The sequence below is a fragment of the Geodermatophilus sp. SYSU D00879 genome, assembly GCF_054050375.1.
In genome coordinates, this window is sequence record NZ_JBJGZF010000001.1 from 549,066 (window position 1) to 563,328 (window position 14,263).

Here is a 14,263-nt window from a genome sequence, read left to right on the forward strand (position 1 = left end):
ATCCTCCCCGAGCGGTCCGGGCGCGCTGCCCGCAGGATCCAGTGGTGCCCAACGAGATCGCCGTCGTCGGAGCCGGGATCGCCGGCGTCGCCTGCGCCCGCGCGCTCGCCGACGCGGGTGTGCCGGTGCGGGTCCGCGACCGCGGCCGCCGTCCCGGGGGCCGCATGGCGTCCCGGACGCTGGCCGGCCGGGTCACCGACCTCGGCGCCTCCTACCTGACCGCCTCGGCCGGGACGCCGTTCGCCGCCGTCGTCGGGGACTGGGTGGCCCGCGGGCTGGCCCGGCCGTGGACCGACACCTTCGCCGTCGCCGGGCCGGACGGGATCCGCGACAGCAGCAGCGGCCCGGTGCGCTACGCCGCGCCCGGCGGGCTGCGCTCGCTGGTCGCCGACCTCGCCGCCGGCCTCGACGTCGTCCGGGAGTCCGCGGTGGAGCGGGTCGAGCCCGGTGTCCGGGTCGACGGCGCCGAGGCGCCCGCCGCCGTCCTGGCGCTGCCCGACCCGCAGGCCCGCCGCCTGCTGCCGCCGGACCTGGCCGCCCGGCTGCTCGGCGAGGAGGACGCGCGGCCCTGGCAGCCGAGCCTGGCCGTGGCGCTGGGCTGGGACGAGCGCCACTGGCCGGCCGACCTGCACGGCGCCTTCGTGCACGACGACCCGGTGGTCGAGTGGATCGCCGACGACGGCGACCGGCGCGGCGACGGCGCCCCGGTGCTGGTGGCGCACACGACGCCGGGCACCGCCGCCGCGCACCTCGACGACCCCGGCCGCGCGGCGCCCGAGGTCACCGCCGCCGTGTGCCGCGCCCTGGGCATCGACGTTCCGCCGGCCTGGACGCACGTGCACCGCTGGACGTTCGCAAAGCCGGCGGCCCCGCGCGAGGAGCCGTTCGGGCTGGCCGAGGACGTCGGCGTCTGCGGCGACGGGTGGCGGGCGCCGTCGAAGGTGGAGAGCGCCTGGACCAGCGGGCACCTGCTCGGCACCGCGCTGGGCGGGCGCTGAGTGCCCGCGGGCCTCGCCCCTCCCCCGGGCCCGGCCGACCAGGCGGCCGAGGAGGAGCGCTCGGACGGGTCCCCGGCGCGCGCCGGCCTGCGCGGCATCGTCCTGCCGGCCGCGGTGGCCGTCGCCATCGGCACCCTGCTGGTCGTGGTCCACCTGGCCGCCTTTCCCACCGCGGCGCCGCACGGCCTGCCCGTCGGCGTCGCCGGCCCGGCCGCCGAGGTGGACGCCGTCCGGCGGGCGGTGGACGAGGCGCGGCCGGGCGCCGTCCGGCTCGTCGGCCTGCCCGATCCCGGGGCCGCCGAGCGGGCGGTGGCCTCCGGCGACGTCTACGCGGCCCTGGTGCTGGGACCGCCGGGCCCGGCCCTGCTGGTGGCCGGGGCCCACGGCCGGCCGGTGACGGAGGACCTGACCGAGGTCCTCGTCCCGGCGGTGTCCGCGCGGACCGGCGCCCCGCCCACGGTCACCGACCTCGCGCCGCTGGCCGCCGGCGACCAGCGGGGCCGCGCCGTCGACCACCTCGCGTTCGGCGTGGTGCTCGGGGGCTTCCTGTTCGGCATCACCAGCTACCAGGTCGCCCCGCGGCAGCGGCTGGGGCTGCGGCTGCTCAGCGCCGTCCTCTTCGCCGCCGCGGCGGGTCTGGCCGGCGCCCTGCTGGCCGGCCCCGTCTCCGACGCCCTGCCCGCAGCGTTCTGGCCGGTGGCCGGGCTCGTCGGCCTGCTGGCCCTGGCGTGCGGCTGCGCGGCCGCGCTGGCCCTGCGCCTGCTCGGCGGCGCGGGCACCTTCGTCGCCACCGCGGTACTGCTCACCGTCGGCGCCGCGACCAGCACCGGCAGCTTCCCCGCCGAGTACCTGCCCGGCGGGCTCGAGCCGCTCGCGTCCGTCCTGCCGCCCGGCGTGGCGGTACGGGCCCTGCGCGGCCTGGCCTACCTCGACGGCGACGGTGTGGGCCGCGCCGTGTGGGTGCTCGGGCTGTGGTGCGCCGTGCCGCTGCTGCTCATCGCGCTGGTCGACGCCGCCGCCCGCCGCCGCTGACCCTCCCCCGTGCACCGGGCCGTTGACGCCGCCCGGCGAACTCATCTAGCGTTGAGTTCATCAGGCGTTGAGTTCTCGCCACTCGGGAGGCCGACATGACCGACGCCGTCACAGTCACCGACCTCGTCGTCGACCGCGGGCGCCGCCGCGTGCTGCACGACCTGTCGTGCACGGTCCCCGCCGGACGGGTCACCGGGCTGCTGGGACCCAGCGGGAGCGGGAAGACGACGCTCATGCGCGCCCTGGTCGGCGTCCAGAAGGTCCGCTCGGGCACGGTGACCGTGCTCGGCGAGCCCGCCGGCTCCCCCGGCCTGCGCCGGCGGGTCGGGTACGTCACCCAGGCGCCGAGCGTCTACGCCGACCTGACCGTGCGGGAGAACGCCCGCCACTTCGCCGCCCTGTACGGCCGGGGCGCCCGGGCGGCCGACGACGCGCTGGCCGCCGTCGGGCTGGCCGACGCCGCCGGGCAGCTGGTCGGCGACCTCTCCGGCGGCCAGCGCGGCCGGGCGTCCCTGGCCTGCGCGCTGGTGGGCGAGCCGGAGCTGCTGGTCCTCGACGAGCCGACCGTCGGCCTGGACCCGGTGCTGCGCGTGGAGCTGTGGGACCGGTTCCACGCCCTCGCCGCGACCGGCACCACCCTCGTCGTCTCCAGCCACGTCATGGACGAGGCCGGGCGCTGCGACCGCCTGCTGCTGCTGCGGGAGGGCCGACTGCTGGCCGACTCCACGCCCGCGCGGCTGCGCGCCGACTCCGGCACCGACGACCTCGAGGAGTCCTTCCTCCGCCTCGTGCGGGCGCAGCAGGAGGTGGCGGCATGAGCGCCCCGACCGCCGTCCTGAGCCCCCGGCTCACCGGCGCGGTCACCGCCCGGGTGCTGCGGCAGCTGCGGCACGACCACCGCACCCTCGCGATGATGGTGCTGCTGCCCAGCCTGCTGCTCGGGCTGCTGTACCTGCTCTGGCGGGACGTGCCCACGCTGCCCGGACAGCCGAGCGTCTTCGACCGGGTCGGGCTGACCATGCTGGGCGTCTTCCCGTTCGTGGTGATGTTCCTGGTCACCAGCATCGCGATGCTGCGGGAGCGGACCTCCGGCACGCTCGAGCGGCTGCTCACCACCCCGCTGTCCCGGCTGGACCTGCTGCTCGGCTACGGCGCCGCCTTCGGCCTGGCCGCCGCGGTGCAGGCACTGGTCACGGTCACGGTGGCCACCACCCTCTACGACCTCGACATCGCCGGGTCGCCCTGGCTGGTGGTGCTCATCGCCGTCGCCAACGCCGTCCTGGGGGTGGCCCTCGGGCTGCTGGCCAGCGCCTTCGCCCGCAGCGAGTTCCAGGCCGTGCAGTTCATGCCGGTGATCGTGCTGCCGCAGTTCTTCCTCTGCGGCCTGCTGGTGGCCCGCGAGCAGATGGCCGGCTGGCTGCAGGCGATCAGCGACGTGCTGCCGCTGACCTACGCGGTGGAGGCGCTGCAGGAGGTCGGGCGGTCGGCGGCCGGGACGGGGACGATGTGGCGGGACGTCGGCATCGTGGCCGGCGCGGCGGTGCTCGCCCTCGCCCTGGCGGCGGCGACCCTGCGGAGGAGGACCAGCTGACGGCAGCACGGCGCCCGGGACGGCGCCCCGGCAACCCCGACACCCGGGAGGCGGTGCTGGCTGCGGCCCGCACCGCCTTCGCCGAGCGCGGGTACGACGGCGCCTCGATCCGGGCCATCGCCGCGGCCGCGGGCGTCGACCCCGCGCTGGTGCACCACTACTTCGGCACCAAGGACGCGCTGTTCCTCGCCGCCGTCGAGGCCCCGGCCGACCCCGAGGACTTCCTGCCCGAGGTGCTGGCCGTGCCGGTGGACGCCCGCGGCGAGGCGGTGGTCCGCACGGTGCTGCGGGTGTGGGACGGGCCCGCCCGGCCGGGGATCCTCGCGCTGGTCCGCTCGGCGGTGAACCACGAGTGGTCGGCGCGGCTGCTGCGCGAGTTCGTGCTGACGAAGGTCATCCGCCGGGTCATCGGCTCGATGGACATGCCGGTGGCCGAGCGCGACACCCGCGGTGCCCTGGTCGCCTCCCAGGTGATCGGCCTGGTGATGACCCGCTACGTGCTCCGGCTGGAGCCGCTGGCCTCGGCCGCCCCGGAGGAGCTGGCCGCGGCGGTCGGCCCGACCGTGCAGCGCTACCTCACCGGGGACGTCGCCCTCCCGGGCCGGCGGGACTAGCGCGCGACGCGGGCCAGCTGCCGGGCCTGGGCGACCAGCCGCCCGGTGGAGTCCCAGATCCGGCACTCCTCGTCCGACCAGCCGCCGCTGACCTCGGTGGACCGGGACTCGACGACGCACCAGCCCGGCGCCGGGAGCGCCCGCACCAGCACCTGCAGCTGCACGGTGGGGGCCCAGCCGGGCTTCCCGACGGCGAACGCGGTGGGCGGCAGGGCGTCGGCGAACAGCAGCAGCGCCAGCGGGTCGGGCTCGCGGCCGTCGGCCAGCCGGATCCAGGCGCGCAGCAGCCGGCGGTCCGAGGGCCGGCCGGCCACCCAGCCCGCCGTCGCCGGGTCCAGCCGGGTGTCCAGCTGCCGGGCCAGGCCCACGGCCGGGCCGCCCTCGGTGGTACGGGTCGCCACGCACTCGTCGGGTGCCGGGAGCTCCGGCGCGGGGTTGACCGTGTAGTCGGCGACGGCGTCGGTGCCCAGGGTCGCCGTCGTCACCTGGACGGCGAGGGAGGGCCCGGCGGCGCCGGCGAGCAGCACCGAGGAGTGCGCGAGCGTCCGCCCGGCCGGCCCGGCGGTGACCGCGAGGTCGGCCGGCCCGCCCGGGGTGGCGCGCAGGTAGCTCGCCGACAGCGCCACCGGGTGCGGGTGCGTGCTGTCCAGCAGCGCCGCCCGCGCCACGACGGCGAGCAGGTAGCCGCCGTTGAGGACCCCGCTGCCGACGTCCCAGCCCGGGTCCAGCTCGGCCCGGACGCCCCCGCCCTCGGTGCGGGTGACGGCGGTGGCCCGGTCGAAGGCGGACTGTGCGGTGTCGGTCTGCGGCACGGCGGACAGGGTGCCAGGGTGGTTCCCCGTGGAGTACACGCACCTCGGGCGCAGCGGTCTGTCGGTCTCGCGGCTGTGCCTGGGCACGATGAACTTCGGCTGGAAGACCGGGGAGGCCGACGCCCACGCGATCATGGACCGCGCGCACGACGAGGGCGTCAACTTCCTCGACACGGCCAACGTCTACGGCTTCGACGCCGGCAAGGGCCGCACCGAGGAGGTGCTGGGCACCTGGTTCGCGCAGGGCGGCGGCCGCCGCGAGCGCACCGTCCTGGCCACCAAGGTCTACGGCTCGATGAGCGAGTGGCCCAACGACACGTTCCTCTCCGCGCGCAACCTGGTGCGGTCGGCCGACGAGTCGCTGCGCCGGATGCGGACGGACTGGATCGACCTCTACCAGTTCCACCACGTCGACCTCGAGACGCCGTGGGACGAGATCTGGCAGGCCTGCGAGACGCTCGTCGCCCAGGGCAAGGTGCTCTACGTCGGGTCGTCCAACCACGCGGCCTGGCAGCTCGCCGCGGCCAACGAGGCCGCGGCCCGGCGGCACTTCCTCGGGCTGGTCAGCGAGCAGTCGCACTACAACCTGCTCACCCGGCACGTGGAGCTCGAGGTGCTCCCGGCGGCGCGGCACTACGGCATCGGCGTCATCCCGTGGAGCCCGCTCGCCGGCGGCCTGCTCGCCGGCGCGCTCGGGCAGCCGGAGGGCACCCGCCGCACGGAGGACCGCCAGCAGCGGCGCATCGAGCGGCACCGCCCGGCGCTGCAGGCCTACGAGGACGCCTGCCGCGAGTGGGGACTCGCCCCGGCCGACGTCGCGCTGGCCTGGCTGCTGCACCGGGACGGCGTCACCGCGCCGATCGTCGGCCCGCGCACGATGGAGCAGTTCACCGGGTCGCTGGCCGCGCTCGACGTGCGGCTGGAGCAGGCCCAGCTCGACCGCCTCGACGAGGTCTTCCCCGGCTTCAGGCCCGCTCCGATGGAGTACGCGTGGTGAAGGTGCGCAGCGTCTCGTGCCGGCCGCCGGTGCTGCGCACCAGGGTCACCTCCGTCAGGGCCCACTCCGGCCCGCGGTAGCCGGCCAGCCGGGCGGGCAGGTCGCCGTCGGCGGGGCGGCGGGGGTGCCAGCGGCCGAGGGTGAGGTGCGGGCGGAACGGCCGGTCCTCGACCGGCAGGCCCAGCCCGCGGGCGGCGCGGGCCAGCCGCCCGGCCAGGGCGGTGACGACGGCGAGATCGCCGTCCAGCCCCGCCCAGAACACCTGCGGCCGCCGGGCGGACCCGAACCGGCCCGCGCCGGCCAGCCGCAGCACCGCCGGCGGCGTGCCGGCGACCGCCGCCCCCACCGCGGCGGTGAGCGGCTCCAGCAGCGCCGGCGGTACGGCGCCGAGGAACAGCAGCGTGAGGTGCCAGCGCGCGGGGTCCCCCCAGCGGGGCGCGCCGGGGGCCTCGCGCAGCGGCGCGACGGCCGCCGCGAGGGAGTCGCGGGCCGGCGCCGGCGGTGCCACCGCGACGAACAGCCGCAGCGGCGCCGGCGCGCTCAGCGCACCACCAGACCGGCCCGGGCCAGCGCGGTCTCCACCCGCAGCCGCTCGGCGTCGCGCGCGGTGCCCGGCGGCGTGCCGAGCAGCGTGGTCGGGACCTCGAGCAGCTCCGCGGCCTCGGCGAGGAGGTCGTCGTAGGCGGCGAGGATCCCGCGCCGCCGGGCCATGGGCACCCCGGCCGGGACCCGGGCGACCTGGCGGGACACCCGGCGCAGGTCGGTGGCGACGACCTCGAGCGGCCGGTGCGGCGGCTCCACCGGCGCCGGGCTCCGGCGGCGGAGCGGCGCCGGCACCTGCGCCGACCCGAAGACCACCCTGGCGATCCAGCCGAGCAGCGCGACCGACCCGACCACGCCCGCGACGATCGATCCGAGTTGCAGCAGCGCAGCGGGCATGTCGCCTCCACGGACGACGCGGGTCGTGACGTGTGTCACGGTACGTCGTGGGACGGCGTCCGGCCTCCCCTCACGTCCGCCGGAGTCAACGACGGGAGGGCCCGCGCCCCCACGTGCAGCTGCAGCCGCGGCGGGAGCACGCGGGCCTCCAGCCGGACCCGCCGCCCCCGGGCCAGCCACAGCCCCGCGACGGCGCCCGCCGCGACGACGACCAGCCCGCCGAGGATCAGCCCCCACGGCGCGCCGAGGTGCTCGGAGGCCCAGCCGATCAGCGGGGCGCCCAGCGGCGTGCCGCCCATGAAGGACGTGAAGTACAGCGCCATCACCCGCCCGCGCATCTGCGGGTCGGCGCCCAGCTGCACGAAGCTGTTGTTGGCCACGCTGAACACCAGGGCGGCCGCGCCGGTGGGCACCAGCAGCACGGCGAACGACCAGAAGCCCGGCACCAGGCCGCAGGCCACGGTGAGCAGCCCGAACACGACGGCCGAGGTGACCAGGAACCGCTGCCGCGGGCGGGCGCTGCGGCGGGTGGACAGGAACGCGCCGGTCAGCGAGCCGACGGCGAACGTGGTCGAGAGCAGGCCGAACGCCTCGGCGCCGAGGTCGAACACCTCCCGGGCCATGAGCGCGATGGTGACCTGGAAGTTGAACCCGAAGGTGCCGATGACGAAGGCCAGCACCATCGCCAGCCGCAGGTCCGGGCGCGACCAGGTGTAGGCCAGCCCCGCCCGCAGCTGCCCGCGGGCGCGGGCGACCGGCTCGCTGCGGCGCAGCTCCCCGGCCCGCATGAGCAGGAGCGCGCCGATGGTGAACACGAAGCTGGCGGCGTTGACGAGGAACGCGGGCGCGGTGTCGCCGCCCGAGGCGCCGATGAGCAGCCCGGCCAGCGACGGGCCGACGAGGCGGGCGCCGTTGAAGATCGTCGAGTTGAGCCCGACCGCGTTGGCGAGCAGGTCGCCGCCGACCATCTCGGAGACGAACGCCTGGCGCACCGGGGCGTCGACCGCCGACACGCACCCCAGCGCGCCGGCCAGCAGGAACACGTGCCACAGCGCGACGGCGCCGGTGGCCACGAGCGCGCCGAGGCCGAGCGCCAGCAGGCCCATGAGCGCCTGGGTGACGACGAGGACGCGGCGCTTGTCGTAGCGGTCGGCCAGCACCCCGCCGTACATGCCCAGCAGCAGCATCGGGCCGAACTGCAGGGCGGTGATCAGGCCCAGCGCCACCCCGCTGTCGCCGGACAGCTGCAGCACCAGCCAGTCCTGGCCGATGCGCTGCATCCACGTGCCGGTCAGGCTGACCAGGTTCGCCGACGCGTAGAGCCGGAAGTTGTGCACGCGGAGGGACCGGAACGGGCTGCGCCCGCTGGTGGCCGGTCCCCCCGAGCCGGGTTCAGCAGGCGTGGACGTCACCCACCGGCGAGCTCCTCCATGATCTCCGCGGCCTCGCGCAGGGTCGCCCGCTGCTGGGGGGTGAGCCGCTGCAACTGGCCCGACAGCCACGCCTCCCGGGCCCGGGCCTCCTCGGCCAGCAGCGTCTCGGCGGCCGGGGTCAGGTCGATGACCACCTGGCGGCCGTCGGTCGGGTGCGGCGTGCGGGTGACCAGGCCCATGCCCTCGAGCGCGACGACGACGCGGGTCATCGACGGCGGCTGCACCCGCTCGTGCGCGGCCAGCTCCCCCGGGCTCATCGCGCCGTGCCGCTGGATCGTGGACAGCGCGGCGAGGTGGGTGAGCGTGACCGAGGTGTCGACCCGCTGGTTGCGCAGCCGGCGGGAGAAGCGCATCACCGCCAGGCGGAGGTCGTGGGCCAGCGCTGCGGTGTCCAGCGTCGACCGGGTCACGACCCCAGCCTACCGGTCGTTAGCGCCGCTCAGAACAGTTGCTGGAGCGGCTCCAGCGCGAAGTAGACGACGAACGCCAGCGCGATCACCCACATCAGCGGGTGCACCTCGCGGCGGCGGCCCACCGCCGTCCGCAGCAGGACGTAGCTGACCACGCCGGCGCCGATGCCGTTGGTGATCGAGTAGGTGAACGGCATGAGCGCGATGGTGAGGAAGGCCGGGATGACCAGGGACATGTCGTCCCAGGTGAGCGTGCGGATCTGGCTGATCATCAGCGCGCCGACGATCACCAGCGCCGGGGCCGCGGCCTCCGAGGGCACGACCTGCACCAGCGGGGTGAAGAACATCGCCAGCAGGAACAGCACGCCGGTGACGACGCTGGCCAGGCCGGTGCGGGCGCCGTCGGCCACGCCGGAGGCGCTCTCGATGTAGGTCGTGTTCGACGAGACGCTCGCCGCACCGCCGGCCGCCGCGGCCACCGAGTCGACCAGCAGGACCGGCTGGGAGCCGGGCAGGTTGCGGTCCTCGTCGAGCAGGCCGCCCTCGGCGCCGACGGCGGTGACCGTGCCGACGGTGTCGAAGAAGTCGGCGATCATGATCGAGAAGACGATGAGCAGCGCGGCGACGACGCCGATCCGCTCGAACCCGCCGAACAGCGAGAACTGCCCGACGATCGACAGGTCGGGGGCGCTCACCACCTGGTCGGGGAGGCTGGGCACCTGCAGCGCCCACCCGCGCGGGTTGCCGCCGTCGGGGGTGCGGGCGCCGACCCCGGCCACCGCCTCGATGACGATCGCCAGCACGGTCGAGACGACGATGCCGATCAGCAGCGCGCCGCGGACCTTGCGCACCACCAGGACGGCGGTGAGCAGCAGCCCGACGACGAACACCAGCAGCGGCCACCCGGCCAGCTGGCCGCCCACGCCGAAGCTGATCAGCGGCGAGCCCGGGCGGATCACCCCGGCGTCGGCCAGGCCGATGATCGTGAGGAAGAAGCCGATGCCGACGGCGATCGCCGTCTTCAGCTGCGGCGGGATCGCCTCGAACACCGCCCGGCGGAAGCCGGTGAGCACGAGCACGGTGATCAGCAGGCCCTCGAGCACGACCAGGCCCATGACCTCCGGCCAGGCCAGCTGGGTGGCGGCGAAGACCGCGACGATCGCGTTGATGCCGAGGCCGGTGGCCAGCGCGAACGGGTACCGCCCGACGACGCCCATGAGCACGGTGAGCGCGCCGGCGACCAGCGCGGTGACCGCGGCGACGGCGCCGAAGGGCAGCGAGGCGCCCGTGACGTCGACGCCGGACAGGATGATCGGGTTGAGCACCACGATGTAGGCCATCGTGAAGAAGGTGGTCAGGCCGCCGCGGACCTCGCGGCCGACCGTGCTGCGCCGGGCGCTGATCCCGAAGTAACGGTCCAGCCCGTTGCGCGGCCGGACCTGCGGGCCGGCGCTGCGGCGCGGGCGGGGTGCCTCCACCGCGACGTCGGCCGGCGTGTCCCCCGTGGGGGCGGCGGCGCGGGCGCCGCGGGCGGGACGGGACTTCTCGGGCATGCGGGCTCCTGCGGACATGCGGCTGCCGGGCGGTGAGCCGCGACAGCGTGCCACACCGCACGCGCGCCTCCCCGCCGGTCTCCGGGGGACGCCGCCTAGTGTCGGCGGTGTGTCCCGCCCCGTTGCACCCGGCCCCCTGAAGCCGGCCCCTCCGCCGCTGCGCGTCGACACCGCGCGCGTCGTCCTCGCCCTGACGGCGCTGTGGGCGCTGGCCCTCGTCGTCCTGCTGCTCCTCGGCGACCGGGTGGACCGGGTGTGGACGTGGACCTGCGTGGCCGGGATCGCGCTGGCCGGCGTGGGCCTGGCGGTGATGCGCTGGCAGGGCCAGCTGGGGCCCCGCCGCTGAGCCGGGCCGCTAGTCGGTGAGGACGTCGAACTCCGCGGTGTCGTAGCGGGCCGACGTCACGACCTCGGCCGGCTCCCCGACCGCGAGGGTGGCCTGGCTGTGCGCGCCGCAGCCGTAGTCGACGGCGACCACCCGGCCGTCGGCGGGCGCGTACTCGTTGCCGCAGGCGCCGAGCAGGGTCCGCAGCGACCCGGCCAGCGGGAGGAAGAAGCCGCACGTGCCGCACGGGCCGGGGGCCTGGCGGGCCATCGGCGCGCGCGGGCCGAAGTCCCCGGCGAGCCAGCGGGCGGCCGCGGCGCTGCGCCCCTCGCGGGACATGACCCGCTCCCGGCCCAGGCCGATCTCGCTCGCCAGCGCCTGCGCCTCGGGGTCGGCCGCGGCGTCGTCCTCGGTCGTGTAGGCGGGCACCAGCCGCGGGTCGTCCTCGGTGGCCGGCAGGACGTCGCCCACCGACAGGTCGCCCGGGCGCAGCCGCTCGTGCCAGGGCACCCAGGCCGGCGCCAGCAGCGCGGCGTCGCCGGGCAGGAGCACGACCTCGTCGACGGTGGCCACGTCGTCGCCCGGGACGTGCGCGAGGGTGACCGCCCAGTGCCAGCCGACGTAGCCGGGCAGCCGGCTGGCGAACGAGTGGGTGACCACCTCGCCGAGGACGGCGGTCGCGGCGTCCCCGGGCTGCTCCGGGGTGGCGCCCAGGTGCTCGCCGACCACCGCGGGGTCGCCGGCGGTCTCCTCGGCCGCGGCGCGGGCGAGGTCGACCGCGCCGGTCAGCACGTCGCTGGGGGCGGGATCGGGGGTCACGGCCCCATGTTCCCAGACGTGGGTGCCGACGACGCGCACGCGGGGACCCGCGTGATCACGCCCGCCCGGACTCCCAGGTGGGTGCGGCACCATGGGAGCGTGCCGTCGTCGCGTCCGCCCGGGTCCCGCCGGGGCCCGCTGCGCCGGTCGCGGCCGGACCCGGTCCCGCCCGACCGCCTGGACACCACCCCGCTGGACCTGCCCCGACCAGGGACCCGGCCGCAGGCCGCGGTGCCCCCGCCCGGGTACGTGCCACCCGCGTACGGCCCGCCGGGGTACGGCCCGCCGGGGTACGGCCCGCCCACGGACCCGGCACCGCCCGGGTACGGCCCTCCGCCGCAGGCGCTCCCCCCGGCACCGCCCCCGCAGGAGCAGCCGCCGCAGGCGCAGCCGCGGGTGACCGTCACCCGGGTCGCCGTCGCCCGCACCCGCGAGCTCACCGGCGCGGCCGTCGCCCGGGTGCGCGCCGCCAGCCGCGCCGACGGCGCCGCCGAGAGCGGCCTCACCCAGCTGCTGTGGGTCAACGCCCTGCACATGGCCGGGGACGCGATGGTCGCCGTCTCGCTGGCCGGCACCCTCTTCTTCGCCGCGGCCGCCGACGCGCAGCGCGGCAACGTCGCGCTCTACCTGCTGGTCACGATGGCGCCGTTCGCCGTGGTCGCCCCGGTCGTCGGCCCGCTGCTGGACCGGCTGCAGCGCGGCCGCCGCTGGGCGCTCGGCGCGGCCTCGCTGGGGCGGGCGGCGCTGGCGCTGGTCATGGCCGCGCACCAGACCGACTGGCTGCTCTACCCCGCGGCGCTCGGCGTCCTGGTGCTGTCCAAGGCGCACAACGTGCTGCGCGCCGCCGTCGTGCCACGGGTGCTGCCCGGCGCCATGTCGCTCACCTCGGCCAACGCCCGGCTGTCGGTGTTCGGGCTGGTCACCGCCGGCGTCTTCGGCGGCATCGGGGCGGGCCTGGCCTGGGCCTCCGGCTTCGAGCCGCTGCTGTGGGCGACCGCCGCGGTCTTCGCCGTCACCGGGGTGCTCGCCGTCCGGCTGCCCCGCCACGTCGACGTGCCCACCGGCGAGCAGCCGGCCGACGTGCTCAGCACCGGCCCGGTGCCGGTCGCCGGCCGCCGGCGCCGCCCGGTCAACCCGCACGTGGTGCTCGCGCTGCGGGCCAACGCGGCGCTGCGCGGCCTCGGCGGCTTCCTGACGATCTTCTCCGCGTTCCTCGTCCAGGCCACCGTCTCCGGCGGGTGGGAGGCCAGCCTCGCGCTGGGCGCCATCGCCGGCGCCGCGGGGGCGGGCAGCGTGCTCGGCACCGGCATCGGGTCCCGGCTGCACCACGCCGACCCCGACCGGGTGGTCGTGTGGTCCGCCGGCGTCGCCGCCGCCGTCACCGTGCTCGCCGCGGTGTTCTTCGGCCTGGCCACCGCGGCCGCCGTCGCCGGGGTCGCGGCGGTCGCCAACGCCCTGGGCAAGGTCGCCCTCGACGCGATCATCCAGCGCGAGGTGCCCGAGAGCCTGCGCGCCTCGGCGTTCGCCCGCTCCGAGACCGTCCTGCAGCTGGCCTGGGTGTTCGGCGGCGCGCTCGGGATCGCACTGCCGCCGATCGGCTGGCTCGGCTTCACCGTCGCCGCCGCGCTGCTCGTGCTCGCCGTCGGGCTGGTGCTGTGGACGCCGCGCCGCCGCCGGTGGGCGCCGGTCGACCCGAACGCCCCCACCGTCCCGGGCGCCGTCCCCGCCCCCGACGCCCCGACCGTGCCGGAGGCACCCCGCCCGTGAACACCCCCACCCGCGCCGCCGCAGTCCTGCTGGCCGGCGCGCTCCCCGCCGTGCTGACCGGGTGCGGCGGCTCGTCCGGCTCCTCGGGCACGCCCCCGGAGGTGACCGTGGCCGCCGGGCCGCAGGAGGTCACCGCCCCGCCCACGCAGTACTGCGGGTCCGGCCAGGGGCAGCGCTACGACGTCACGCCGCCGGTGGTCGAGGTCTCCCCCGACACCCCGATCGAGCTGACCGTGCCCGAGGACGTCGCCGCGAACGGCTGGAGCGTGCAGGTGTTCGACGAGCGCCTCGAGGAGCGGCTCGGCGAGGTCGACGTCGACGCGGGCACGACGACGTTCGACGGGATCAACAGCTCCGACGTCGTCCCGCCGGCGTACTACCTCGTCGTCGTCGAGGACGAGCACGACGACTGCCTGCTCACCGGCTCCTGGCCGGTCGGCTTCCTGCGCGCCGGCGGCGAGGTGGGCACCACACCCACCCCGACGCCGGCCGGCTGACCCTCAGGCCTCGAGGTCCCCGGCGACCGCCCGCAGCACCGCCGCGACCTTGCGCGACTCGGCGCGGTCGGGGTGCCGGCCGCGGCGCAGGGAGTTCGAGACGTCGTCGAGCAGCTTGATGAGGTCCTCGATGATCGGGACCAGCTCGTCGGGCTTCTTCCGCCGCGACTCGGCCACCTTGGCCGCCACCGAGGGCAGCGGGTCGAGGACCCGCACCTGCAGCGCCTGGTCGCCGCGGCGGCCGGCGACGATGCCGAACTCCACGCGCTGTCCCGGCTTGAGCTCGGCGGTGCCCGTCGGCAGGGCGTCCTTGTGCACGAAGACGTCGGGCCCGTCCTCGCGCGAGAGGAAGCCGAAGCCCTTCTCGGGGTTGAACCACTTGACTCTGCCGGTGGGCACGTTGATCCCTCGGGTCGCTTCTGCTCGCGGGTGTCCCGGCGCGGGGCCGGCGGACGGCGGCGCGGGCGCACCGCTCG

17 protein-coding genes are annotated in these 14,263 nt (G+C 76.9%); 9 read left to right on the forward strand and 8 right to left on the reverse strand.

What is annotated here, in order from left to right; all coding sequences use genetic code 11:
* Window positions 1–44: 44 nt before the first annotated feature.
* From ACI79B_RS02770 to ACI79B_RS02790, 5 genes are all read left to right on the forward strand, one after another.
* Entirely contained in the window at window positions 45–998 is a 954-nt protein-coding gene (locus ACI79B_RS02770; protein WP_456928095.1) for an NAD(P)/FAD-dependent oxidoreductase, read from the forward strand.
* Window positions 999–2,030, forward strand: coding sequence for a hypothetical protein (locus ACI79B_RS02775; protein WP_456928094.1), 1,032 nt, complete (start codon window positions 999–1,001; stop codon window positions 2,028–2,030).
* Window positions 2,031–2,125: 95 nt separating this feature from the next.
* On the forward strand, window positions 2,126–2,848 hold the full coding sequence (locus tag ACI79B_RS02780) for an ABC transporter ATP-binding protein (protein WP_456928093.1): 723 nt from the start codon (window positions 2,126–2,128) through the stop codon (window positions 2,846–2,848).
* On the forward strand, window positions 2,845–3,621 hold the full coding sequence (locus ACI79B_RS02785) for an ABC transporter permease (protein ID WP_456928092.1): 777 nt from the start codon (window positions 2,845–2,847) through the stop codon (window positions 3,619–3,621). Before ACI79B_RS02780 ends, ACI79B_RS02785 begins: the two co-directional genes overlap by 4 nt.
* 53 nt (window positions 3,622–3,674) lie before the next feature.
* Window positions 3,675–4,235: a TetR/AcrR family transcriptional regulator gene (locus tag ACI79B_RS02790; protein WP_456928091.1), complete on the forward strand. Its 561-nt coding sequence runs from the start codon at window positions 3,675–3,677 to the stop codon at window positions 4,233–4,235.
* Here the strand turns inward: ACI79B_RS02790 and ACI79B_RS02795 are convergent.
* Entirely contained in the window at window positions 4,232–5,047 is an 816-nt protein-coding gene (locus ACI79B_RS02795) for a thioesterase family protein (protein WP_456928090.1), read from the reverse strand. The genes ACI79B_RS02790 and ACI79B_RS02795 overlap by 4 nt on opposite strands.
* A 28-nt stretch (window positions 5,048–5,075) precedes the next feature.
* Here ACI79B_RS02795 and ACI79B_RS02800 point away from each other — a divergent pair, with 28 nt between their 5' ends.
* Complete coding sequence (locus tag ACI79B_RS02800) at window positions 5,076–6,044, forward strand: aldo/keto reductase (RefSeq protein WP_456928089.1); 969 nt, start codon at window positions 5,076–5,078, stop codon at window positions 6,042–6,044.
* Here the strand turns inward: ACI79B_RS02800 and thpR are convergent.
* From thpR to ACI79B_RS02825, 5 genes are read right to left on the reverse strand one after another with little or no spacing between them, the layout of a single operon-like run.
* Window positions 6,013–6,588 carry an RNA 2',3'-cyclic phosphodiesterase gene (gene thpR, locus ACI79B_RS02805; protein WP_457000058.1) on the reverse strand — a complete coding sequence of 192 codons (576 nt, stop codon included), beginning with the start codon at window positions 6,586–6,588 and terminating at the stop codon, window positions 6,013–6,015. The genes ACI79B_RS02800 and thpR overlap by 32 nt on opposite strands.
* Window positions 6,585–6,983: a hypothetical protein gene (locus ACI79B_RS02810; RefSeq protein ID WP_456928088.1), complete on the reverse strand. Its 399-nt coding sequence runs from the start codon at window positions 6,981–6,983 to the stop codon at window positions 6,585–6,587. The genes thpR and ACI79B_RS02810 overlap by 4 nt, the downstream gene beginning before the upstream one ends.
* Window positions 6,984–7,018: 35 nt before the next feature.
* Window positions 7,019–8,395 (reverse strand): MFS transporter, encoded by a 1,377-nt coding sequence (locus ACI79B_RS02815; protein WP_457000055.1) that lies wholly within the window; start codon window positions 8,393–8,395, stop codon window positions 7,019–7,021.
* On the reverse strand, window positions 8,392–8,826 hold the full coding sequence (locus tag ACI79B_RS02820; RefSeq protein WP_456928086.1) for a MarR family winged helix-turn-helix transcriptional regulator: 435 nt from the start codon (window positions 8,824–8,826) through the stop codon (window positions 8,392–8,394). The genes ACI79B_RS02815 and ACI79B_RS02820 overlap by 4 nt, the downstream gene beginning before the upstream one ends.
* Window positions 8,827–8,855: 29 nt before the next feature.
* The gene (locus tag ACI79B_RS02825; RefSeq protein ID WP_456928085.1) at window positions 8,856–10,379 is read right to left on the reverse strand and encodes an NCS2 family permease; all 1,524 of its coding nucleotides are present in this window, start codon (window positions 10,377–10,379) and stop codon (window positions 8,856–8,858) included.
* A 109-nt stretch (window positions 10,380–10,488) separates the two neighbouring features.
* Between ACI79B_RS02825 and ACI79B_RS02830 the strand changes: the two genes are divergently transcribed.
* Window positions 10,489–10,725, forward strand: a complete 237-nt coding sequence (locus ACI79B_RS02830) for a DUF2530 domain-containing protein (RefSeq protein ID WP_456928084.1) — start codon at window positions 10,489–10,491, stop codon at window positions 10,723–10,725.
* A 9-nt stretch (window positions 10,726–10,734) separates the two neighbouring features.
* Here the strand turns inward: ACI79B_RS02830 and ACI79B_RS02835 are convergent, their stop codons facing one another.
* Window positions 10,735–11,523: a DUF3027 domain-containing protein gene (locus ACI79B_RS02835; protein ID WP_456928083.1), complete on the reverse strand. Its 789-nt coding sequence runs from the start codon at window positions 11,521–11,523 to the stop codon at window positions 10,735–10,737.
* Between the two features lie 396 nt (window positions 11,524–11,919).
* On the opposite strand from ACI79B_RS02835, the gene ACI79B_RS02840 reads away from it, so the two are divergent.
* Both ACI79B_RS02840 and ACI79B_RS02845 read left to right on the forward strand, forming a co-directional pair.
* Window positions 11,920–13,290, forward strand: coding sequence for an MFS transporter (locus tag ACI79B_RS02840; protein WP_456928082.1), 1,371 nt, complete (start codon window positions 11,920–11,922; stop codon window positions 13,288–13,290).
* A complete protein-coding gene (locus ACI79B_RS02845) occupies window positions 13,287–13,787 on the forward strand; it encodes a DUF2771 family protein (RefSeq protein ID WP_456928081.1) in 501 nt (166 codons plus the stop codon). Before ACI79B_RS02840 ends, ACI79B_RS02845 begins: the two co-directional genes overlap by 4 nt.
* Window positions 13,788–13,790: 3 nt before the next feature.
* On the opposite strand, the gene ACI79B_RS02850 is transcribed toward ACI79B_RS02845, so the two are convergent.
* Window positions 13,791–14,186 (reverse strand): cold-shock protein, encoded by a 396-nt coding sequence (locus ACI79B_RS02850; protein WP_456928080.1) that lies wholly within the window; start codon window positions 14,184–14,186, stop codon window positions 13,791–13,793.
* Between the last annotated feature and the right edge of the window lie 77 nt (window positions 14,187–14,263).

Bases quoted from the DNA above. Each gene is read 5' to 3' on its own strand.
- ACI79B_RS02810 (WP_456928088.1), bottom strand. From the start codon at position 6,983: ATGCCCGCTGCGCTGCTGCAACTCGGATCGATCGTCGCGGGCGTGGTC.
- ACI79B_RS02825 (WP_456928085.1), bottom strand. From the start codon at position 10,379: ATGCCCGAGAAGTCCCGTCCCGCCCGCGGCGCCCGCGCCGCCGCCCCC.
- ACI79B_RS02780 (WP_456928093.1), top strand. From the start codon at position 2,126: ATGACCGACGCCGTCACAGTCACCGACCTCGTCGTCGACCGCGGGCGC.
- ACI79B_RS02785 (WP_456928092.1), top strand. From the start codon at position 2,845: ATGAGCGCCCCGACCGCCGTCCTGAGCCCCCGGCTCACCGGCGCGGTC.